The organism is Burkholderia sp. EMB26, assembly GCF_024730645.1.
Lineage (GTDB): Bacteria > Pseudomonadota > Gammaproteobacteria > Burkholderiales > Burkholderiaceae > Burkholderia > Burkholderia cenocepacia.
Window position 1 is genome coordinate 140,241 of sequence record NZ_CP078071.1, and the last position, 20,503, is coordinate 160,743.

At 68.3% G+C, this 20,503-nt stretch carries 16 protein-coding genes; 7 read left to right on the forward strand and 9 right to left on the reverse strand.

Going from position 1 to position 20,503, the window contains the following annotated elements; genetic code table 11:
• Nucleotides 1-13 precede the first annotated feature (13 nt).
• Nucleotides 14-766: an IclR family transcriptional regulator gene (locus KU887_RS17390; RefSeq protein WP_006481989.1), complete on the reverse strand. Its 753-nt coding sequence runs from the start codon at nucleotides 764-766 to the stop codon at nucleotides 14-16.
• 185 nt (nucleotides 767-951) lie between these two features.
• Here KU887_RS17390 and KU887_RS17395 point away from each other — a divergent pair, with 185 nt between their 5' ends.
• On the forward strand, nucleotides 952-1,941 hold the full coding sequence (locus tag KU887_RS17395) for an AAA family ATPase (RefSeq protein WP_006495176.1): 990 nt from the start codon (nucleotides 952-954) through the stop codon (nucleotides 1,939-1,941).
• Nucleotides 1,938-3,659, forward strand: coding sequence for a cobalt chelatase (locus KU887_RS17400; RefSeq protein ID WP_258256892.1), 1,722 nt, complete (start codon nucleotides 1,938-1,940; stop codon nucleotides 3,657-3,659). The genes KU887_RS17395 and KU887_RS17400 overlap by 4 nt, the downstream gene beginning before the upstream one ends.
• A 12-nt stretch (nucleotides 3,660-3,671) precedes the next feature.
• Here KU887_RS17400 and KU887_RS17405 read toward each other — a convergent pair whose 3' ends face one another.
• The 5 genes from KU887_RS17405 to KU887_RS17425 all read right to left on the reverse strand — a co-directional run bounded on the left by KU887_RS17405 (nucleotide 3,672) and on the right by KU887_RS17425 (nucleotide 9,663).
• A complete protein-coding gene (locus KU887_RS17405) occupies nucleotides 3,672-4,439 on the reverse strand; it encodes a sulfite exporter TauE/SafE family protein (protein ID WP_006491153.1) in 768 nt (255 codons plus the stop codon).
• Nucleotides 4,436-5,470, reverse strand: a complete 1,035-nt coding sequence (gene pta / locus KU887_RS17410) for a phosphate acetyltransferase (RefSeq protein ID WP_258256894.1) — start codon at nucleotides 5,468-5,470, stop codon at nucleotides 4,436-4,438. Before pta ends, KU887_RS17405 begins: the two co-directional genes overlap by 4 nt.
• 117 nt (nucleotides 5,471-5,587) lie before the next feature.
• Nucleotides 5,588-7,405, reverse strand: a complete 1,818-nt coding sequence (gene xsc, locus KU887_RS17415; protein ID WP_258256895.1) for a sulfoacetaldehyde acetyltransferase — start codon at nucleotides 7,403-7,405, stop codon at nucleotides 5,588-5,590.
• Nucleotides 7,406-7,577: 172 nt separating this feature from the next.
• Nucleotides 7,578-7,976: a nuclear transport factor 2 family protein gene (locus KU887_RS17420; RefSeq protein WP_006491152.1), complete on the reverse strand. Its 399-nt coding sequence runs from the start codon at nucleotides 7,974-7,976 to the stop codon at nucleotides 7,578-7,580.
• A gap of 160 nt (nucleotides 7,977-8,136) precedes the next feature.
• The gene (locus tag KU887_RS17425; RefSeq protein WP_006491147.1) at nucleotides 8,137-9,663 is read right to left on the reverse strand and encodes a PLP-dependent aminotransferase family protein; all 1,527 of its coding nucleotides are present in this window, start codon (nucleotides 9,661-9,663) and stop codon (nucleotides 8,137-8,139) included.
• 261 nt (nucleotides 9,664-9,924) lie between these two features.
• Here KU887_RS17425 and KU887_RS17430 point away from each other — a divergent pair, with 261 nt between their 5' ends.
• Nucleotides 9,925-10,263, forward strand: coding sequence for a GNAT family N-acetyltransferase (locus tag KU887_RS17430; RefSeq protein ID WP_006491133.1), 339 nt, complete (start codon nucleotides 9,925-9,927; stop codon nucleotides 10,261-10,263).
• Between the two features lie 45 nt (nucleotides 10,264-10,308).
• A complete protein-coding gene (phnY, locus tag KU887_RS17435; RefSeq protein WP_080331176.1) occupies nucleotides 10,309-11,763 on the forward strand; it encodes a phosphonoacetaldehyde dehydrogenase in 1,455 nt (484 codons plus the stop codon).
• Nucleotides 11,764-11,808: 45 nt separating this feature from the next.
• Here the strand turns inward: phnY and KU887_RS17440 are convergent, their stop codons facing one another.
• Complete coding sequence (locus tag KU887_RS17440) at nucleotides 11,809-14,028, reverse strand: TonB-dependent siderophore receptor (protein WP_012493258.1); 2,220 nt, start codon at nucleotides 14,026-14,028, stop codon at nucleotides 11,809-11,811.
• A 325-nt stretch (nucleotides 14,029-14,353) separates the two neighbouring features.
• On the opposite strand from KU887_RS17440, the gene KU887_RS17445 reads away from it, so the two are divergent.
• A complete protein-coding gene (locus KU887_RS17445) occupies nucleotides 14,354-15,415 on the forward strand; it encodes an asparaginase (protein ID WP_006495109.1) in 1,062 nt (353 codons plus the stop codon).
• Nucleotides 15,416-15,472: 57 nt separating this feature from the next.
• Here KU887_RS17445 and KU887_RS17450 read toward each other — a convergent pair whose 3' ends face one another.
• Nucleotides 15,473-16,447, reverse strand: a complete 975-nt coding sequence (locus KU887_RS17450) for a LysR family transcriptional regulator (RefSeq protein WP_034202506.1) — start codon at nucleotides 16,445-16,447, stop codon at nucleotides 15,473-15,475.
• A gap of 141 nt (nucleotides 16,448-16,588) precedes the next feature.
• On the opposite strand from KU887_RS17450, the gene KU887_RS17455 reads away from it, so the two are divergent.
• Complete coding sequence (locus KU887_RS17455) at nucleotides 16,589-17,995, forward strand: aspartate ammonia-lyase (protein WP_034202505.1); 1,407 nt, start codon at nucleotides 16,589-16,591, stop codon at nucleotides 17,993-17,995.
• Nucleotides 17,996-18,073: 78 nt separating this feature from the next.
• Complete coding sequence (locus KU887_RS17460) at nucleotides 18,074-19,579, forward strand: amino acid permease (RefSeq protein ID WP_258256899.1); 1,506 nt, start codon at nucleotides 18,074-18,076, stop codon at nucleotides 19,577-19,579.
• 73 nt (nucleotides 19,580-19,652) lie between these two features.
• Here the strand turns inward: KU887_RS17460 and KU887_RS17465 are convergent, their stop codons facing one another.
• Entirely contained in the window at nucleotides 19,653-20,336 is a 684-nt protein-coding gene (locus KU887_RS17465; RefSeq protein WP_253566834.1) for an alpha/beta hydrolase, read from the reverse strand.
• Between the last annotated feature and the right edge of the window lie 167 nt (nucleotides 20,337-20,503).

Sequence of the window (20,503 nt, forward strand, 5' to 3'; positions counted from 1 at the left end):
CCGCCGCGCGGCACTAGAAGGTCTTCGCGAGCGCGCGGGCCGCTTCCTGCAGCCGCGGCACGTGGTCGAGCAGCCGCGACAGCGGCGCGCGCGACACCGGCGCATGGACGGCGACCGCGGCGATGCACGCGCCGTCGTCGTCGAGCACCGGCGCCGCGATGCAGACGATCCCCGCGACGAATTCCTCGTTGTCGATCGCGATGCCCTTGTGCGCGGTGCGGTCGAGTTCGGCTTCGAGCAGTTCCGGGTCGGAGATCGTGTTCGGCGTATGGCGCGGCAGCGCCATCGTGCGCACCAGCGCCGCGCGTTCGTCGCGCGGCAGCAGCGCGAGCAGCAGCTTGCCGCTGGCGCTGCAGTAAGCGGGCACGCGCGAGCCGGGTTTCAGGTCGAGCCGCAGCGGCCAGTCGGCTTCCACGCGGTCGAGATAGACGACTTCCGTGTCGTGCAGGGCGGTCAGGTTGCAGGTCTCGGCGAGGTCGGCGACGAGCCGTTCGAGGATCGCATGGCGCAGCCGGCGCGTGCCCGCGTGCAGCATCACGCCGGTGCCGAGCCGCGCGAGGCGCGGGCCGACCGCATACGCGTTCTTGCGGCCCGGCTCGCGGATCACGAGCCCGCCGGCTTCGAGCGACGCGAGCATCCGGTGCAGCGAGGCCTTCGGGATATCGACGTCGCGCGCGAGATCGGCGAGCGACACGGCGTCGCCGGCCTGGACGAGATGTTCGAGCAGCGCGAAGGCGCGCAGCGTGGGCGTATCCGCGGGCAGCATGTCGGGCGTTCCGGAAACTGGACTGCGGCCATTGTACCGAACGGTCCGGCAGGCCGGCCGCACGGGGCGGCGGGGGCCGGCAACCCGGCCCGCATTTTCGGCAGCGGAACGCATCGTTCCGTCAACAGGATCGACGCAGGCGCCATCGACGCCTGCGCAACAGGCAACGACAGGAGCGCCACGCGATGGATGGGGTAACGAACAAGCCGGACTGCATGGTGTCGGTCCGCGAACGGTTCGGTTTCGACTCGGACCTGATGGTGCCCGCGTTCGGCACGCGCGACGATCACGTGCCCGATATCGACGACGCGTACCGCTTCAACCCGGACGTCACGCTCGCGATTCTCGCGGGCTTCGCGCGCAACCGCCGCGTGCTCGTGCAGGGGATGCACGGCACCGGCAAGTCGACCCATATCGAGCAGGTCGCGGCGCGGCTGAACTGGCCGTGCGTGCGCGTGAACCTCGACGGTCACATCAGCCGGCTCGACCTCGTCGGCAAGGACGCGATCGTCGTGCGCGACGACGTGCAGGTGACCGAGTTCCAGGAAGGGATCGTGCCGTGGGCGCTGCAGCGTCCGGTCGCGCTGATCTTCGACGAATACGATGCGGGGCGGCCCGACGTGATGTTCGTGATCCAGCGGATCCTGGAGCGCGACGGCAAGTTCACGCTGCTCGACCAGAATCGCGTGATCCATCCGCATCCATCGTTCCGGCTGTTCGCGACCGCGAACACGGTCGGGCTCGGCAACCTGAACGGGCTCTACCACGGCACGCAGATGCTCAACCACGCGCAGATGGACCGCTGGAACGTGGTCGCGACGCTCGACTACCTGCCGCGCGACGAGGAGATCGGCATCGTGCGCGCACGCGTGCCGGCACTCGCGGACGAAGCCGGCCGCCCGCTGCTCGAATCGATGGTGAGCCTGGCCGAGCTGACGCGCAACGGTTTCGCGACCGGCGATCTGTCGACGCTGATGTCGCCGCGCACGGTGATCAACTGGGCCGAGAACTGCCAGATCTTCCGCGATCCGGCGCTCGCGTTCCGCCTGACGTTCCTGAACAAGTGCGACGACGCCGAGCGGCCGGTCGTCGCCGAGTATTACCAGCGCTGCTTCGGCGAGGAACTGGCGGTCGCGTCGCGCGCCGGCGGCGGCGAGCCGGGAGCGGGGCGGTGAGCGCCGATCGCGACGCGGCGCGCCGCGCCGCCGCGCGCGAAGCGCTGGGCGCGTCGACCGTGCGGGCGCTGACGCGCGATGCGGCGCTGCATTACCGTGCGGGCCGCGTGTGCCGCGACCTGCGGCCGCTGCCGATCCATGCGCCGCACCTGCGCGCGCAGGCCGCCGACGACGATCTCGCGTCGTGGCGCGGCGCGGCCGACGGCGCGGCGTTGCGCATCCTGCACTCCGATGCCGACCTGCATCGTGCGCTGTCCGGCGACGATCCGGTCGAACGCGTGCTGTTCGAGATGCTCGAGCAACTGCGCTGCGAATCGCTCGCGCCGGCCGCCATGCGCGGCGTCCTGCTGAACCTGCGCCATCGTTTCGAAACCTGGTCGCGCGCGTTTCACCGGTCGGGGCAGGCCGATACGCATGTCGGAATCCTGGTCTACACGGTCGCGCAGATCGCGTGGTCGCGGCTGACCGGCTGGCCCGTGCTCGAGGAAACGGAAGACCTGATCGAAGCGCCGCGCGCGGCGATCGTGCCGGAAATCGGCGTGGCGCTTGCCGGGCTGCGCCGCTGCCGGCACGACCAGCGCGCGTTCGCCGGTCACGCGTTGGCGCTGGCGCGGCGCATTGCGTCGATGATCCGCGACGCGCGCGCGGCCGTCGTCGAAACGCAGACGGAAGACGCGCGCGAGCAGGACGACGCGCTGACGAATTTCTCGCTGTGGGTCGATTTCGACGACACGGGCATCGACCTGCCGGCGCTCGTGGAGACCGGCGACAGCGTCGTGCTGCACGGCGGCGGCGCCACGTATCGGGCGTACACGACGCGCTACGACCGCGAATTCAAGCCGGCCGCGCAGATCCGCGCGGCGTTGCTGCGCGAGTATCGCGACCGGCTCGACGCGCAGGTCGCCGCGCAGCGGATCAACGTCACGCGGCTCGCGCGCGTGCTGCGCGCGGCGCTCGTCGTGCCGCAGGCCGACGGCTGGTCGTTCGGCGAGGAACACGGCCGTCTCGACGGCCGCCGGCTCGCGCAACTCGTCAGCTCGCCGGCCGAGCGGCGGCTGTTCCGGCTCGAACGCGTGCGGCCGCATGCCGACTGCGCGCTCACGTTCCTGATCGACTGCTCGGGGTCGATGAAGGCGTGGATCGACGGCGTCGCGCTGATGGTCGACACGCTGGCGCGTGCGGGCGACGCCGCGGGCCTCGCGACCGAAGTGCTGGGTTTCACGACGCTTGCGTGGAACGGCGGCCGCGCGCGCCAGGACTGGCTCGCGCGCGGCAAGCCGCGCCATCCGGGGCGCCTCAACGAAACCGGCCACCTGGTGTTCAAGGATGCCGACACGCGCTGGCGGCACGCGCGCGCCGGCATTGCCGCGCTGTTCAAGGCCGACCTGTTTCGCGAAGGGATCGACGGGGAAGCGGTCGACTGGGCGTGCGCGCGGCTCGCGGCGCGGCCGGAAGCGAGAAAGATCCTCGTCGTGATCTCGGATGGCAGCCCGATGGACGGTGCTACCGCACTGGCGAACGATCCGTTCTACCTCGACAACCACCTGAAGCAGGTGGTCGCACGCCAGGAAGGGGCGGGCTGCGTCGACGTGCTCGGGCTCGGCGTCGGGCTCGATCTCGGCCCGTACTACCGGCACCGGCTCGCGATCGATCTCGTATCACCCCCGGACATGAAGCGGCTCGTCGAAATCGCCGGCTGGATCGGCGCGCGACGGTGAAACCGGAAGGAATCAGCCGCGATGCAGCAGCGGCGGCAGCGACGTCGCGATCAGCCCGACGCCGATCGCCATCAGCACGCCGAACGCGAGCCGGCGCAGCGCGACCGGCGACAGCGGCGGCGGGTAGTGCCGGCCGGCGACCGTCGTCAGCATCACGACCGGGGTCGCGAGCGCGGCCAGCAGCCAGATGTCGCGATCGAGCTGGCCTTCGCACGCGCTGTACAGCACCCGCGTGGCCGACGTGGTCGTGAACAGCACGATCAGCGCGCAGCGGATCTGCACGAGCGTCAGCGGCTGCCGGTAGAACTGGAAGATCAACGGCGGCCCCGACACGCCGAACATCCCGCTCAGCAGCCCGCCGAAGATGCCGCTGACGAAGAAGCTGCGGTTGTCCGAGCGTTCCGTCAGCGGCGTCGGCCGCAGCGCCGCGCTCAGGCCGCCGTACAGCACGACCACGCCGAGGATCAGTTGCAGCAGGTCGGCCGCCGAGCGGCTCAGGCATTCGAGCAGCACCACGCCGGCGACGACCGACGGCAGGATGCCGAGCGTCGCCGCGCCAACCGCCCGCCAGTCGATGTGATGCAGCCGGCCCGGCAGCGCGGTCGCGCCGTTCGCGAGCGACACGACGCTCATCAGCGTCGCGACGGTGGCGAGCGGCGCGAGCCCGAAGCCGCTCGTCACGCCCATCACGATCATCCCGAGGCCGAAGCCCGTGACGGTCTGGAAATAGCTGCCGGCGCCGATCACCGCGATCAGGATCGCCAGTTTGTCGGCCGTCATGCGGGTGCGACCTCGCCGGTCGCGGCCCGTTGCATGGCCGCTTGCGCCTGCACGGTGGTCGCCGCGATCACGTGATACACGTCGTCGGCGCCGCAGCCGCGCGACAGGTCGTTCGCAGGCCGGCGCAAGCCCTGCAACAGCGGGCCGACGGCCTTTGCGCGGCCGATCCGCTCGGCGAGCTTGTAACCGATGTTGCCGGCTTCGAGGCTCGGGAACACGAGCACGTTCGCGTGGCCGCCGACCTGCGAATGCGCGATCTTGCGCTCGGCGATTTCCGCGACGATCGCCGCGTCGAGCTGCACGTCGCCGTCGATCGCGAGCGCCGGGCGCAGTTCGCGCACGCGCGCGGTCGCGGCCGCCACCTTGTCGACCGCCGCATGGTGCGCACTGCCGCTCGTCGAGAACGACAGCATCGCGACGCGTGGTGCTTCGCCGAGCAGCGCGCGCGCGCTGTCGGCGGCGGCCATCGCGATCTCGGCGAGCTGGCCGGCGTCCGGATCGACGACGAGCGCGCAGTCGGAGAAGATCAGCCCGCCCTTGATCGTATGGAACGGCTCGCACAGCATCATCAGGAAGAAGCTCGACACGATCCGGAACGCCGGATCGACGCCGATCAGCTGGATCGCCGCGCGCACCACGTCGGCCGTCGCATGCACGGCGCCCGCGACCGAGCCGTCCGCGTCGCCGAGCCGCACCATCAGGTTCGCATGGCAGAGCGGGTCGAGCACCGCGTCGCGCGCGGTGTCGGCCGTCATGCCCTTGGCTTTGCGCAACGCGTGCAGCGCGTCGGCATACGCGTCGCGTTGCGGGGCGGTGGCCGGATCGACGAGCGTCATGCCGTCGAGGTCGAGCGCGTCGCGCGCGGCCGCCGCGTGGATGGCCGCACGGTCGCCGACGAGCACGATGTGGGCGATGCCGTCGCGTGTCGCGCGCGCGGCGGCTTGCAGCACGCGCGGGTCGTCGGCTTCGCACAGCGCGATGCGCATCGGCTGGCGGCGCGCGGATTCGAGAATGCGGTCGAGGGCTTTCATCGGGAATTCGAAGTAAAAAAGGCCGGATGCGGCGGCCCGCACGGGGCACGGCGTCCGGCCGGGTTCCGGCCGTGCGGGGAGGGCACGGCCGGACGCGGGTGCGTCAGCGACGCGGCATCACACGTAGTCCTTGTACTTGTCGAGCAGGCGAACCGGCTTCGACAGCGCATCGCGGCGGAACGGATCGCCGAGTTCGCGCGTGCACATGATCTCGATGATCGTCGTCTTGCCTTCGTTCATCTGCATGTCGATCGCGCGCTTGAGCGCCGGCCCGACATCCTCCAGACGGTCGACCGTGATCCCTTCGGCGCCCATCGCACGGGCGATCGCCGCGAAACTCTGGTTGTCCAGTTCGCCCGCGACGAAGCGGCGGTTGTAGAAGTCGACCTGGTTCTTCTTCTCCGCGCCCCATTGACGGTTGTGGAACACCACGGCCGTGACCGGGATGTTGTGACGCACGCAGGTCATCGTTTCCATCAGGCTCATGCCCCACGCGCCGTCGCCCGCATACGACACGGCCGGGCGGTGCGGCGCGGCGACCTTCGCACCGATGATCGTCGGGAACGCGTAGCCGCAGTTGCCCCAGCTCATCGCCGCGAAGAAGCTGCGCGGCTTGTTGAAGCGCAGGTAGCTGTTCGCGACCGAGTTGATGTTGCCGATGTCGGTCGACACCATCACGTCCTCGGGCATCGCCTTTTCGAGCTCGCGCAGCACCTGGCGCGGATGCAGGTAGCGCCCGCCGTTGAAGGTTTTCTCGTTCTTCTGTTCCTCGATCATGTCGAGGCTGTAGGCGTCACGCTCGTGCGTCCAGTCGTCGAGTTCCTTTTCCCACGCGGCCTTCTCGGTCGCGATCTGGTCGGCGCGCTCGCCGCGCGAGCCGTCGCATGCGAGCGTGCGGCCGTCGAGGCGCTGCGTGAGCGCGACGGCCGCCGCCTTCGCGTCGCCGCAGATGCCGACCGAGATCTTCTTCACGAGGCCGAGCATCTTGTGGTCGGCGTCGATCTGGATGATCTTCGCGTCCTTCGGCCAGTAGTCCATCCCGTGCTGCGGCAGCGTGCCGAACGGCCCGAGGCGCGAACCGAGTGCGATCACGACGTCCGCGCGCGACAGCAGCTTCATCGCGGCCTTCGAGCCCTGGTAGCCGAGCGGGCCGCACCACAGCGGATGGTTCGCCGGGAACGAGTCGTTGTGCAGGTAGCTGTTGACGACCGGCGCACCGAGCCGTTCGGCGAGCGCCTTGCATTCCTCGATCGCGTCGGCCATCACGACGCCGCCGCCCGAGATGATCACCGGGAATTTCGCCTGCGCGATCAGATCGGCCGCGTCGTTCAGGCTCTGTTCGCCGCCGGGGCCGCGATCGAGCCGGCGCGGTTGCGGAATCTCGACCTTGACCTTGCCGTAGAAGTAGTCGCGCGGAATGTTCAGCTGCGTCGGGCCCATCTCGGCCTGGGCGCGATCGAAGCAGCGCGCGGTGAATTCGGCCATCCGCGCCGGGTGCGTGACGTGGCCCTGGTATTTCGTGAATTCCTGGAACATCGGCAACTGGTTCGCTTCCTGGAAGCCGCCGAGGCCGATGCCCATCGTGCCGGCCTCCGGCGTGACGATCACGACCGGGCTGTGGGCCCAGTACGCGGCCGCGATCGCGGTCACGCAGTTGCTGATGCCGGGGCCGTTCTGGCCGATCACGACGCCGTGGCGGCCCGACACGCGTGCATAGCCGTCGGCCATGTGGCCGGCGCCCTGTTCGTGCACGACCGGGATCAGGCGGATGCCGGCCGGCGCGAAGATGTCCATCGCGTCCATGAACGCGGAGCCCATGATGCCGAACATGTCGGTCACGCCGTTGGCCGCGAGGGTTTCGACGAAGGCTTCGGATGGCGTCATGTCCTGCGGGCCGCGGGTCGATGCACGCAGGGAAGTGGATTGTTCGCTCATGGGTTGTCTCCGATTGTTCAATTAACGGAACGTCTTGTTCCAGATGCTATTGGCTGGGAAAAGCCGGTCAAGTCATTCCGCCCGCTGGCGGGGAATGTGGAATGAAATGAAATGATTCGTTTCAAAATGCGCGCCCGGGGCGGGACGGCCCGAACGCGCGCGAGCGGCGCGCTCAGGCCGGCTGCTTCGGCCGTTCCTTGCGGAACGCGCGCTTGACGGCGATCAGCCCGTCGCGGAACTCGAACAGGTCGCAGCCTTCGGCTTCGATGCGCCAGCCTTCCGCGTGCGTGCCGGTGAACACCCATTCGGATACGCCGCGTTCGCCGGCCACGTAGTGGCGGCCGTGGCCCCAGTGCGCATCGGGGAAGGTCTTGAACACGGCTTCGAACGCGGCGCGCACCGCGTCGCGGCCGACGAAGCGCGTGCCGTGAATGTCGGGGCCGCCGGCCGCGTCGAACACGCAGTCCTCGGTCATGAAGCCCATCAGCGCGTGGGCGTCATGCCGGTTGAAGGCGTCGGAAAAAGCCGCGAGCGTGGCGGCCGTGACGGGGGCGGTAAGCGTGTCGGACATAACGTGTCTCCTGTCGAATGATGGACGGTGCGCGAGGCGCTGATGCGCATGCGGCACGCGGTATCGACACGTTAGTGAGCGCTCGTTTTTGGCGGTAGCGCCAGTTCAGGGGATTCGGTTGGGCCAGGGGCGAGCGTGACCGGCTGACGCGATGCCGCGTTCAGGCGTCGGGCTTCTGCGCCCGCACGCACCGCGCGAGCGCCCGCACGCCCGGCTCGATCCGTTCCAGCGGAATCGCGGAAAAGCCCATCCGGAAGCAGCGCCGCGCATTGCTGTCGTCGTTCATGAAGAACACGCCGCCGGGCTCGATCAGGATCCCGGCCTCCTGCGCGTCCGCCGCGAGACGCGCCGCGTCGAGCCACGGCGGCCCCTCGACCCAGCACGACGCGCCGCCCGTCACGGGCACATGGCGCGCTTCCGGCAGATGCGCATCGAGCGCGGCCATCAGCGCCTGCGAGCGCTCGCTGTACGCATGCGCGAGCCGGCGCAGCAACGCGTCGTGATGGCCGAGCGCAAGAAAGGTCGCGAACGCCCGCTGGATATACGCGACCGGATGGCGCACCATCAGCCGCCGCAGCGCGCGCAGCTCGCGGATCAGCTCGCGCGGCCCGACCACGTAGCCGAGCCGCAGGCCCGGCGCGAACGTCTTCGACAGGCTGCCGACGTAGATCACGCGGTCGGCCGTATCGAGGCTCTTCAGCGCCGGATGCGGCGTGCCGGAGAACGTGTTCTCGCTCTCGTAGTCGTCCTCGATGATCACGAAATCGTGCTGCTGCGCGCAATCGAGCAGCGCGCGGCGGCGCTCGACCGGCATCGTCGCGGTGGTCGGACATTGATGGCTCGGCGTCACGTACACGTAGTCGCAGCGCGACAGCGTGTTGCCGAGCGAGTCGGGCGCGATCCCGTGCCCGTCGACGGGCAGCGGCAGCAGCCGCGCGTTGCGGTTCTCGAAGATGTTGCGTGCGTCCGGATAGCCGGGATTCTCGAAGCCGACCGTCGTGTGCTTGCCGCACAGCAGGTCCGCGATCAGGTACAGCGCCTGCTGGCAGCCGTTCGTGACGACGATCTCGTCGGGCATCGCGAACACGCCGCGCCGCGGCAGCACGCGCGTGCGGATCTGCTGGATCAGCGATTCGTCGTCGCGCTCGATCAGGTCGGGCGCCCAGTTGCGGATCTCCATCACCGACAGCGCCTTCAGGCAGCATTCGCGCCAGTCGTTGGTCGGAAACAGCGACTGGTCGAATTGCCCGTAGATGAACGGATATTCGTAGTGCTGCCAGTTCGCGGGCTTCACGATGTTGCGCTGCCTCGACGGCGGATGCGCGATGCGTTTGTCCCATGCGGGGCGGCCCGGCGTGTCGTCGCCGGCCTCCGTTTGCGCGGCGGGCCTGGCGGCCGCGAAGCCGGGCACGCCTTCGAGCATCTTCGGGTTCACGAAGTGCCCGCTGCGTTCGCGCGAGATCAGGTAGCCCTCTTCGACGAGCATCTGGTACGCGAGCACGACGGTGTTGCGCGCGACGCCGAGCTGGTCGGCGAGCTCGCGGCTCGACGGCAGCGCCGCATCGGGCGCGAGCTGGCCGTCGAGGATCGCGGCCACCAGCATGCGCCGGATCTGGTCCTGCAGGCTCGACGCCGACGACCGCCGGAACTGCTGGGCCCATAAGGCGGTCGGGGTACGACTCGGCATGCTTCCTCCTGTGATCGGTACGGGACACGCGAGGCGGCGCGCGGCGGATGCGCAGGCCCGCGAGGGCGCGGTGTGGCGAGAATACGCGCGTCGCGCCGCGGATGTGGACTCAATGAAATGTGGCGTCTGGCACTACTGCGCGTCGACGTGGCAAGACGATACTCAACTCGTCGCGCCCGCACGATCCGGATAACTCCCCGGTACGCGGGCGCAGGGAGGCGTGCGCGCGTCGCGCGCCGGCATCTTCACCGGAGGGGCGGCATGCACGTCGTCGTGTTCAGGGATCGTTGCGCACGCGTGATCCGCATCGTGTTCGACGACGCGCGCGCGACGGCGGTCGCGTATCGCGACGACGAGGCGATCGGCGAACTCGGCATCGACGCCGACGACGGCGCGGTGTGCTCGCCGTCGCTCGCTCGTCTGTACGTCGAACCGGCCTACCGGCGCAGCGGCATCGCGCACACGCTGCTGGCGTGCGCGTCGCGCGAATTCGGCCGGCCGATCCGCATCGACACCGCGGCGCGCGAATGGCCCGATTCGCCGGCGTGGGCGACGCTGTGCCGCTGCCTCGAATACGAAGGGCTGGTGGTGGTGCGCTAGCCCGACAGCGTGGCCACGACCACGCCTCACGAGAACGGAGACGACATGAGCACGGTTTTGAAGTCGATTCCCGCATCCGACGTGCGTCACGAAGCGTTGCGCATCGACGGGCAGCGCGTGTGGCGCGACGCGGTGATCGACGTGCGCAACCCGTACGACGGCGCGCTGGTCGGCACCGTGCCGAAGGCGACGCTCGACGACGTGCGCCGTGCCTTCGCGGTCGCGCGTGCGTACCGGCCGACGCTCACGCGCCACGATCGCGCGGCGATCCTGCGCCGCGCGGCCGACATCGTGCGCTCGCGCACCGCGGAGATCGCGGCGCTGATCACGGCCGAGGCCGGCTTGTGCATCAAGGATTCGACTTACGAGGCCGGCCGCGTGGCCGACGTGCTCACGTTCGGCGCCGGCGAAGTGCTGAAGGACGACGGGCAGATCTTCTCGTGCGATCTGACGCCGCACGGCAAGAAGCGCCGCGTGTACACGCAGCGCGATCCGCTGCTCGGCGTGATTTCGGCGATCACGCCGTTCAACCACCCGATGAACCAGGTCGCGCACAAGATCGTGCCGTCGGTCGCGACCAACAACCGGATCGTCGTGAAGCCGTCGGAGAAGGTGCCGCTGTCGTGTTATCTGTTCGCGGACATCCTATATGAAGCCGGCCTGCCGCCGCAGATGCTGCAGGTGATCACCGGCGACCCGAAGGAAATCGCCGACGAGCTGATCACGAACCCGGCGATCGACCTGATCACGTTCACCGGCGGCGTGTCGATCGGCAAGTCGATCGCCGCGCGGATGGGCTACCGGCGCGCGGTGCTCGAACTCGGCGGCAACGATCCGATCATCGTGATGGAAGATGCCGATCTCGACGAAGCGAGCACGCTCGCGGTGTCGGGCTCGTACAAGAATTCGGGGCAGCGCTGCACGGCGATCAAGCGGATGCTCGTGCACGAGGCGGTGGCCGATCGCTTCACGGCGCTCGTCGTCGAGAAGACGCGCGCCTGGTCGTACGGCAACCCGTCCGATCCGTCGGTCGACATGGGCACGGTGATCGACGAAGCGGCGGCGAAGTTCTGCGAGCAGCAAGTCAACGACGCGATCGCGCGCGGCGCGCGGCTGCTGGTCGGCAACGTGCGCGACGGCGCGCTGTATTCGCCGACCGTCGTCGATCGCGTGACGCCCGACATGCCGCTGGTCAAGCACGAAACCTTCGGGCCGGTGTCGCCGATCATGCGCTTTCGCGATATCGACGAGGCGATCCGGATGTCGAACAGCACCGACTACGCGCTGTCGTCGTCGGTGTGCACGAACCGCTTCGACCACATCACGCGCTTCATCACCGAGCTGGAAGTCGGCAGCGTGAACGTGCGCGAAGTGCCCGGCTATCGGCTCGAACTGACGCCGTTCGGCGGCGTGAAGGATTCGGGGCTCGGCTACAAGGAGGGCGTGCAGGAGGCGATGAAGAGCTTCACGAACGTGAAGACGTATTCGCTGCCGTGGTGAACGCGGCGGGGAAGGGCGCGGCGCGCCCTCCCGTCGCCGGCGGCGTTACTGATAGAAGTTGAGCGTGACCATCGCCGAACGGCCCGGCGCCCACGTCGCGTAGATCGGATACGCGCTCGCGTAATACTGCTTGTCGAACAGGTTCTGCACGTTCAGTTGAACGTCCATCGTCTTGTTCACGCGCCACGTCGCGGCCGCGTCGAAGCGTGCATAGCCGGGCGTCCACTTCTTCACGGTCGGCGATACCGATGCATAGGTCTTGCTCATCACCGTCGCACCCGCGCCGAGCGTGAGCTTCGGCATCACGTCGTAGCTGGTCCACAGCGTGAAGTTGTGCTTTGGCACCATCACCATCGGCAGGCCCGATGCGCCCGGGCTGCCGGGGCCCGCGTCGGTCGTGATCGCGTTCAGGTACGAATAGCCGCCGAACACGTGCCACTTCTGCGTCAGGTTGCCCGCGAAGCCGAATTCGAAACCGCGCACGCGCTGCTTGCCCGCGTTGACCGTGTGACCGAGGCCGTCGCTGACGCGCGCGTTGGTCTTTTCGGTCTGGAACAGCGCGGACGTCAGCGACAGCTGATCCTGCAGCACGTCCCACTTCGCGCCGATCTCGATGTTGCGCGCGCGTTCGGGCGCGAGATCCTGGTTGGTCGCGGTGATCTGGTCGGTGCCGCCGCCGAGGCCGCCGTTCGAGCCCGGCGGGTTCGACGACGTGCCGTACGACGCGTACAGGCTCACGTTGGTCACCGGCTTGAACACGAGGCCGAACTGGTAGCTGAACAGGTTCGACGTGTTCGACAGGTCGGCGACGCCGGCCTGCTTGCCGGTCGTGTCGTAGCGGTCGAAGCGCAGCCCCGTGTTGAACTGCCAGCGCTCGGACAGCTTCACCGTGTCGAAGATGTACGCGGAGACCGTATCGGTGCGCGTGTTCGTCGTCGCGCCGGGGAAGCCCTTGTCGCCGTTCAGTACGATGCTGCCGGTCCACGGCATGTTCGGGTTCCAGCCGCCGGCGAGCGGCGTGCAGTTGCCGACCACCGCGCACGGGCTGTTCGAGCGGATGTTGTTGCCGGCCGAATCCGACACGAGATAGCCCTCGTAACGTGCCTGCTCGTGGCTGAACTCGACGCCGGCCGTCATCGTGTGCTTCATCCCGAACAGACTCGCGCTGCCCGTCACTTCGGTCTGGTTCGAGAAACCGTTCAGCGCGTACTTGCCGCTCTTCGCCTGCAGCCCGAGCATGTTCGGGTTCGACGCGAGGATCTGCGGATTCGTCGCGACGTAATCGAGCGTCGAGCGGCCGAACATCGTCGTGTTCTTCAGCTTCCACGTGTCATTGAGCTTGTGCTCGACGCGAATTTCGCCGGTATCGGTCTGCCCGTAGCGGTAGTCGCGCGTGTTGAGCCCGAAGAACTGCCCGCGATCGGTCGGCACCGGCGTGCCGCCCGATGCGCGGAACGGCACGCTGAAGTCCGGCATGTCGTAGGAGTTCATGTGGTAGTAGCTGACCGTGACCGTGGTCGGCGTGTTCAGCCCGAACACGATCGACGGCGCGACGCCCCAGCGCTTGTTGTACACGTCGTTGCGGCCGGCCTGGTTCGCGTCGTGGCCCATCACGTTCAGGCGCACGGCCGTCGTGTCGTTGATCTTGCGGTTCGCGTCGACCGTCGCGCGCTTGTAGCCGTCGGTGCCGAAGCCGATGCTGCTGTTGATGAAGTTGTCGTTCTGCGGCGTCTTCGTGACGATGTCGATGCTGCCGCCCACCGAGCCGCGGCCCGCGTAGACCGAATCGGGGCCCTTGATCACGCTGATCTGCTCGACCGCGAACGTCTCGCGATTCTGCAGGCCGGAGTCGCGCATGCCGTCGACGAAGATCGAGTTGCGCGATTCGAAGCCGCGGATCACCGGACGGTCGGCCGACGGGTTCGCCGCCGCATCGCCGCCGAGGAACGTGATGCCCGGCACCGAGCGCAGCGCGTCCGCGAAGGACGTGACGTTCTTCTCCTTGATCAACTGCTCGGGGATCACCGTGACCGAGCGCGGCGTATCGAGCAGCGGCGCGGTGAACTTGTACGACGGCGAGCGTTTCACCTGCATGTCCGACAGCGCGGACGACTGCACGGCAATCGTCGGCAGCGTCGCCGGGACGTCGGCGGCAGGAGCGGAAGCGGGAGCGGTTTCGGCGGAGGCGAGCAGCGGCGTCAGGAACACGGAGCAGGTCAGTGCCGATACGAGGGTGCGAGGCCTCGTCTTGAACTGGGCGGGCATATCGGGAAGCAGCGGAAGGTTCGGTGATCGGACGCGTTTTTCTCGATGCCAGCGGGGCGTGCCCGAAACATCGGAAAACGTCAATGTAAATGCGTATGATTCGCGTTTTCGGTCGCAATTCTACGGATTAGTGTCAAATCTGTAAACGATTGAATGGTTTTTGTACTCATTCAGTCGGGCGTTCGTGGGGGCGCGATCGCCTTTGCGTCGCGTGCAACACCGCTTTCCATGACAGGGCCGCCGCGCGGCGGCGGCGACTCGCTACACTGCCGTACCGGTTGAGGGGCCCCGGCAGTCAGGCCCCCAGGCAAGGAGACAGGACACGATGGACACCCCACGCGCAGCAGTCGTCACATACCGCGGCAATGCGATCGAGAACACGTACGTCGCCCATGTGGCGGTCGTCGATGCACGCGGCAGGCTGCTGTCCCGGTTCGGCGATCCGTTCCGGATCACGCTCGCGCGGTCGGCGGCCAAGCCGGCCCAGGCGCTGTCGGTGATCGAGACGGGCGCGCCGGAACGCTTCGGCTTCGACGACGCGGACATCGCGCTGATGTGTGCGTCGCACAGCAGCGAGGACCGTCACATCGCGCGCACGCGCGCGATGCTCGAGAAGGTCGCCGCGCACGAAGCGGATTTGCGCTGCGGCGGCCATCCGCCGCTGTCCGACGCGGTGTACCGGTCGTGGATCAAGCGCGACTACACGCCGACCGGCGTGTGCAGCAACTGTTCCGGCAAGCATGTCGGGATGCTGGCCGGCGCGCAGGCGATCGGCGCGGCGATCGCCGATTACCATCTGCCCGACCATCCGATGCAGGTGCGCGTGAAGCACGTGGTGGCCGATGCGTGCGGCTTGCGCGACGACGAGGTCGACTGGGCGATCGATGGCTGCAACCTGCCGACGCCGGCGTTCTCGCTGGATCGCCTCGCGCGCCTTTATGCGTCGCTGGCCGACGGTGCGGACGCGGTGGAAGCCGGCGGCGCGGTTACCGATCGCGTTCGCGCGCTGGCGCGCATTCATCGTTCGATGACCGCGTATCCGGAACTGGTGGCGGGCGAAGGGCGCTATTGCACGGTGCTGATGAACGCATTCGGCGGGCAGGTGGTCGGCAAGCTCGGCGCGGATGCATGCTACGGGATCGGCGTGCGTGCGTCGGAACGCACGCGGGAACTCGGTGCGGACGGCGCGCTCGGCATTTCGGTGAAGATCGAGGACGGCAATCTCGACGTGCTGTATATGGTCGTCAGCGAAATCCTCGAGCGGCTGCGGATCGGCACCGCCGAGCAGCGCGCGCAACTGGCCGGCTTCCACCGGCCGCGGATGCTCAACACGCAGGGCGTCGAGTTCGGGCACGCGACGTTCCCGTTCGAATTGCAGGCGGCCTGAACGCCGTTACCGAGCCGATGCCGCCGGCCTGTGATCCGGGCCGCGCGTCGGCGCGCACTATGCGCGTAGGTCGCGAATCTTCGCCAGCTCCCGCTCCGACAGCTCGCCGATCTGCGCGAGATGTTCCGCGAGAAAATCCTTCAGCACGCGCAGCTTCGCCGAGCTGCGCCGGTTCGCCAGATACGCGATGTAGATGAATTCGCCGGTCAGCCGGTTCTGCAGCCGGTAGCGCGGCAGCACGGCTTCGAGCTGGCCGCTCGCGAGCAGGTCGCGCACCAGCCAGATCTCGAATTCCGCGATGCCGAGCCCCGCGCAGGTCGCATCCAGCAGCAATTCCGAATGGTCGGTGACGAGATTGCCGGCCGGCAGCACGCTGTGGTGCGCGTCGCCGCTCACGAGATCCCAGCGCGGATCGCCTTCCGGGTGCACGTAGCGCAGGCAGTTGTGATGCTTGAGGTCGTCCGGCGTCGCCGGGCGCCCGCAGCGGTCGAGGTAGCCGGGCGTCGCGCACAGGATGCTGTCGTTGCGCGACAACCGGTGGACGACGAGGTTATCCAGGTAGTTCTCGCCTTCGTGGATGTCGAGGTCGAAGCCGCCGGCCACGAGGTCGTTGTGGTTGTCGGTGAGCCGCACGTCGAGCTGGATGGTCGGATAGCGCGCCAGGAACGGCGCGATCAGCGGCGCCAGATGACGCCGCCCGAACGCGACCGGCGCGGTGAGCTTCAGCGGGCCGCTCGGCCGCGCATTCAGCTCGGCGACGACGCGCAGCGTGTCGTCGAGATCGGCGATCAGCGTGACCGCGCGCTCCAGGTAGATGTGGCCGGCCTCGGTGAGCGTCACGCTGTGCGTCGAGCGGTGCAGCAGCGCGACGCCGAGCGCTTCCTCGATCGCCGTCACCTTGCGCGCGACGGTCGACGTCGACACGTGCATCTCCTTCGCGACCGCCGAAAAACTCCCCGTTTCGACCACGCGCACGAACGCGCGCATCGCGCCCAGGTGATCGATGCCGGTTTCCCTCGCGCCTGTTTTCATTCGATTCTCGCTGTTGCGTCCCACGCAAAACCGCTTTCGATAATACAGAAGCGAGGTTGTTTTTGCAAAGGCATAGAATGCGAACCCGTCGCGTCGGGAAGCGGCGCACGACGAGCGGCACGAGACATTCAGGAGGGCACGATGGCAGAAAACGGCTTCCGCGTCGAAGCGGATCTTTTAGGGAAACGAAGTATTCCGGATGCCGCCTACTACGGCGTCCACACGCTGCGCGCGAAAGAGAATTTCGACATTTCGGGCCGCACCATTGCGTCGCTGCCGTACCTCGTGATGGCGCTCGCGGCCGTGAAGGAAGCGGCGGCCGACGCCAACTGCGAACTCGGGCTGCTGCCGCGGCCGTACCGCGATGCGATCGCCGCCGCGTGCGTCGAGATCCGCGAAGGGCGGCTGCACGACCAGTTCGTCGTCGACGTGATCCAGGGCGGCGCCGGCACGTCGACCAACATGAACGCGAACGAGGTGATCTGCAACCGCGCGCTCGAACTCATGGGGCACGCGCGCGGGCAGTACGAATACCTGCATCCGAACGAACACGTCAATCTCGCGCAGAGCACCAACGACGTCTATCCGACCGCGATCCGGATCGCGACGTGCTTCGCGGTCGAGCATCTGCTCGAAGCGATGGCGCGGCTGCGCGATGCGTTCGCGGAGCGCGCCGACGCGTTCGCCGGCTTGCTGAAGCTCGGCCGCACGCAGTTGCAGGACGCGGTGCCGATGACGCTCGGCCAGGAGTTCTCGACCTACGCGGTGATGCTGACGGAGGACATCGCGCGGCTGCAGGAGGCCGGCTGGCTGATTCGCGAGATCAACCTCGGCGCGACCGCGATCGGCACGGGCATCACCGCGCATCCGGAGTACGCGGAGAAGGCGCTGGCCGCGCTGCGGCGCATCACCGGGCTCGACCTGAGCACCGCGCCGAACCTGATCGAGGCGACGCAGGATTGCGGCGCGTTCGTCCAGGTGTCGGGCGTGCTCAAGCGGATCGCCGTCAAGCTGTCGAAGATCTGCAACGACCTGCGGCTGCTGTCGAGCGGCCCGCGCGCGGGCTTCGGCGAGATCAACCTGCCGCCGGTGCAGGCCGGTTCGTCGATCATGCCCGGCAAGGTGAATCCGGTGATCCCGGAAGTCGTCAACCAGGTCGCGTTCGAGGTGTTCGGCAACGACCTGACCATCACCTTCGCGGCCGAGGCCGGCCAGCTTCAGCTCAACGCGTTCGAACCGGTGATCGCGAGCGCGCTGTTCCGCAGCTTCAGCCACCTGACGGCCGCCTGCACGACGCTCGCGCAGCGCTGCGTGAGCGGCATCACCGCGAACCCCGAGCGGCTGCGCGAAACGATGGAGCGCTCGGTCGCGCTCGCGACCGCGCTGAATCCGTACATCGGCTACAAGCGCGCGACCGCCGTGGCCGCTGAAGCGCATGCGACCGGCAAATCGATCCGCGAGGTCGTGCTGGCCCGCGAGCTGATGACCGCTGCGCAACTCGACGAAGCGCTGCAACCGGAAGCGCTGATCCGGCCGCGGGCGCGCTGACGCCGGCCGGTTCGCGACCGTACCGAAAGCGCCCCCCGAAGCGGGGCGCGACACATCAACAAACGACGGAGACTCACGATGAAACACACCAGCGAACGCCCGGCCGGCCCGGCCGGCGGCGCGGATGCCGCTCATGCCGATCCCGATGCGATGTTCGCGTCGCACGAAGCCGGCTATGCGAAGCAGTTGAAGCCGCGGCACGTGCAGATGATCGCGATGGGCGGTGCGATCGGCACCGGCCTCTTTCTCGGCGCGGGCGGGCGCCTGCAAAGCGCGGGGCCCGCGCTCGCGCTCGTCTATCTCGTGTGCGGCGTGTTCGCGTTCCTGATCATGCGTGCGCTCGGCGAGCTGGTGATGCACCGGCCGACCAGCGGCAGCTTCGTGTCGTACGCACGGGAGTTCATGGGCGAGCGGGCGTCGTTCGTCGCGGGCTGGATGTACTACCTGAACTGGGCGACGACCGGCATCGTCGACATCACCGCGGTCGCGATCTACATGAAGTACTGGGCCGTCTTCACCGACGTGCCGCAATGGGTGTTCGCGCTCGGCGCGCTCGGGATCGTGTCGGTGATGAACATGATCGGCGTGAAGGTGTTCGGCGAGATGGAGTTCTGGTTCTCGCTCGTCAAGGTCGGCACGCTCGCGGTGTTTCTCGCGGTCGGCGCGGTGTTTCTCGCGAGCGGCCATCCGGTGGCGGGGCAGATGCCGGGGCTGCATGTCATCGCGGATCACGGCGGGATCTTCCCGCACGGGATCCTGCCGGCCGTGCTGATCGTGCAGGGTGTCGTGTTCGCATACGCGAGCATCGAGCTCGTCGGCGTCGCCGCGGGCGAGACGGCCGATGCGCGCAAGGTGCTGCCGAAGGCGATCAACAGCGTGATGTGGCGCATCGCGCTGTTCTATGTCGGCTCGGTCGTGCTGCTGACGATGCTGCTGCCGTGGACCGCGTACAGCGCGCACGAAAGCCCGTTCGTCACGTTCTTCAGCAAGCTCGGCGTGCCGTACGTCGGCACGGTGATGAACGTCGTGGTGCTGACGGCCGCGCTGTCGAGCCTGAATTCCGGTCTCTATTCGACGGGCCGCGTGCTGCGCTCGCTCGCGATGGGCGGCTCGGCGCCGCGTTTCGTGTCGCGGATGAGCGCGCGCGGCGTGCCGTACGGCGGGATCCTGATCACGGTGGCGATCAACGCGATCGGCGTGCCGCTGAACTACATCGTGCCGGCCCAGGCGTTCGAGATCGTGCTGAACATGGCGTCGCTCGGGATCATCACGACGTGGGGCTTCATCGTGATGTGCCAGATCCTGTTCCGCCGCGCGGTCGATCGCGGCGAGATGAAAGCCGTGTCGTTCCGGATGCCGGGTGCGCCGTTCACGTCGTGGCTCACGCTCGCTTTCCTCGTCGGCGTGCTGGTGCTGATGGCGTTCGACTATCCGGGCGGCACGTGGACCATCGCGACGATTCCCGTCGTCGTGCTCGCGCTGGTGATCGGCTGGAAGCTGGCGAAACGTGGCGCCGAGCGCGAGCGGGCGGCGGCGATGCCGGCATCCGTGCGTGCCGTTGCGGATCCTGCGCGGAACGCGTGACGCGCGCGTGATGTCATGCACCGGGGGCGCCGGTCCGTTCGCGGGCGGGCGCCCCCGGTGCGTTGGGTTCGAGTCAGTTCAACCCGGTGCGCTCGCCGACCCATCGGCCGAAATCGCCGGCCATCTCCGCGGTCAGCTCGTGCCCGGCCGCATACAGCCGCGTGTCGTGCGCGACGCCGAGCGCCGCGAGTGTCGCATCGGCCTTGTCCGCCCACGAGACGGGCAGCTTGTCGTCGAAGCGGCCATGCACGATCAGCGCGTGAAGCGGGCGCAGCGCGTCGCGCGGCGCGATCAGCGGATCGATTTCCGGCAGGATGCGCCCGCACAGCACGGCGAACGCACTCACGTCGCCCGGCGACGTGAGGCCGACGCTCGCGCTCATGATGCCGCCCTGGCTGAAGCCGGCGATCACGGTCGGCAACGCGGGCACCGCGCCATCCTGTGCGCGGAAGGCGTGCAGCAGCGTGACCAGTTGCACGCGGCTCTCGTCCGCGCGCACCGCATCGATTTCAGGGCCGTTCGGGCCGAAACGCACCGGAAACCACGCATGCTGACTGGGCCCGAACGTGAGCGGGCCGCGCAGGAACGCGATTTCGATGCGCGGATCGATCGCGTCGGCCACGTTCAGCAGGTTGGTTTCGTTGCCGCCGACGCCGTGCAGCAGCAACAGGCGCGCGGCGGCGCGGCCGGCGGCCGGGCGCAAACGGTACTGCAGGCCGGATTCGGGATCGGTGGTCAGCGGCAGGGCGTCGGTCATCGCGTGGGTCCGGAAAGGGATCGATGCGACAGTCTAGAGCGGGCGGATCGGGAGGGGAATCGCCGGGGCGGGATTGATTGTTTCCTCGCCGGAATGAATCGGGGCGCCGTTCGTTGCGGGAACGGATCGCGATATCACGCGGCCAGGCATGGCCGGACGGCCTGGAT

What these genes read in the sequence shown, in the direction of transcription:
- KU887_RS17390 (WP_006481989.1), bottom strand. Translation starts at nt 766, where the DNA reads ATGCTGCCCGCGGATACGCCCACGCTGCGCGCCTTCGCGCTGCTCGAA.
- KU887_RS17395 (WP_006495176.1), top strand. Translation starts at nt 952, where the DNA reads ATGGATGGGGTAACGAACAAGCCGGACTGCATGGTGTCGGTCCGCGAA.
- KU887_RS17405 (WP_006491153.1), bottom strand. Translation starts at nt 4,439, where the DNA reads ATGACGGCCGACAAACTGGCGATCCTGATCGCGGTGATCGGCGCCGGC.
- pta (WP_258256894.1), bottom strand. Translation starts at nt 5,470, where the DNA reads ATGAAAGCCCTCGACCGCATTCTCGAATCCGCGCGCCGCCAGCCGATG.
- xsc (WP_258256895.1), bottom strand. Translation starts at nt 7,405, where the DNA reads ATGAGCGAACAATCCACTTCCCTGCGTGCATCGACCCGCGGCCCGCAG.
- KU887_RS17420 (WP_006491152.1), bottom strand. Translation starts at nt 7,976, where the DNA reads ATGTCCGACACGCTTACCGCCCCCGTCACGGCCGCCACGCTCGCGGCT.
- KU887_RS17425 (WP_006491147.1), bottom strand. Translation starts at nt 9,663, where the DNA reads ATGCCGAGTCGTACCCCGACCGCCTTATGGGCCCAGCAGTTCCGGCGG.
- KU887_RS17430 (WP_006491133.1), top strand. Translation starts at nt 9,925, where the DNA reads ATGCACGTCGTCGTGTTCAGGGATCGTTGCGCACGCGTGATCCGCATC.
- phnY (WP_080331176.1), top strand. Translation starts at nt 10,309, where the DNA reads ATGAGCACGGTTTTGAAGTCGATTCCCGCATCCGACGTGCGTCACGAA.
- KU887_RS17440 (WP_012493258.1), bottom strand. Translation starts at nt 14,028, where the DNA reads ATGCCCGCCCAGTTCAAGACGAGGCCTCGCACCCTCGTATCGGCACTG.
- KU887_RS17445 (WP_006495109.1), top strand. Translation starts at nt 14,354, where the DNA reads ATGGACACCCCACGCGCAGCAGTCGTCACATACCGCGGCAATGCGATC.
- KU887_RS17450 (WP_034202506.1), bottom strand. Translation starts at nt 16,447, where the DNA reads ATGAAAACAGGCGCGAGGGAAACCGGCATCGATCACCTGGGCGCGATG.
- KU887_RS17455 (WP_034202505.1), top strand. Translation starts at nt 16,589, where the DNA reads ATGGCAGAAAACGGCTTCCGCGTCGAAGCGGATCTTTTAGGGAAACGA.
- KU887_RS17460 (WP_258256899.1), top strand. Translation starts at nt 18,074, where the DNA reads ATGAAACACACCAGCGAACGCCCGGCCGGCCCGGCCGGCGGCGCGGAT.
- KU887_RS17465 (WP_253566834.1), bottom strand. Translation starts at nt 20,336, where the DNA reads ATGACCGACGCCCTGCCGCTGACCACCGATCCCGAATCCGGCCTGCAG.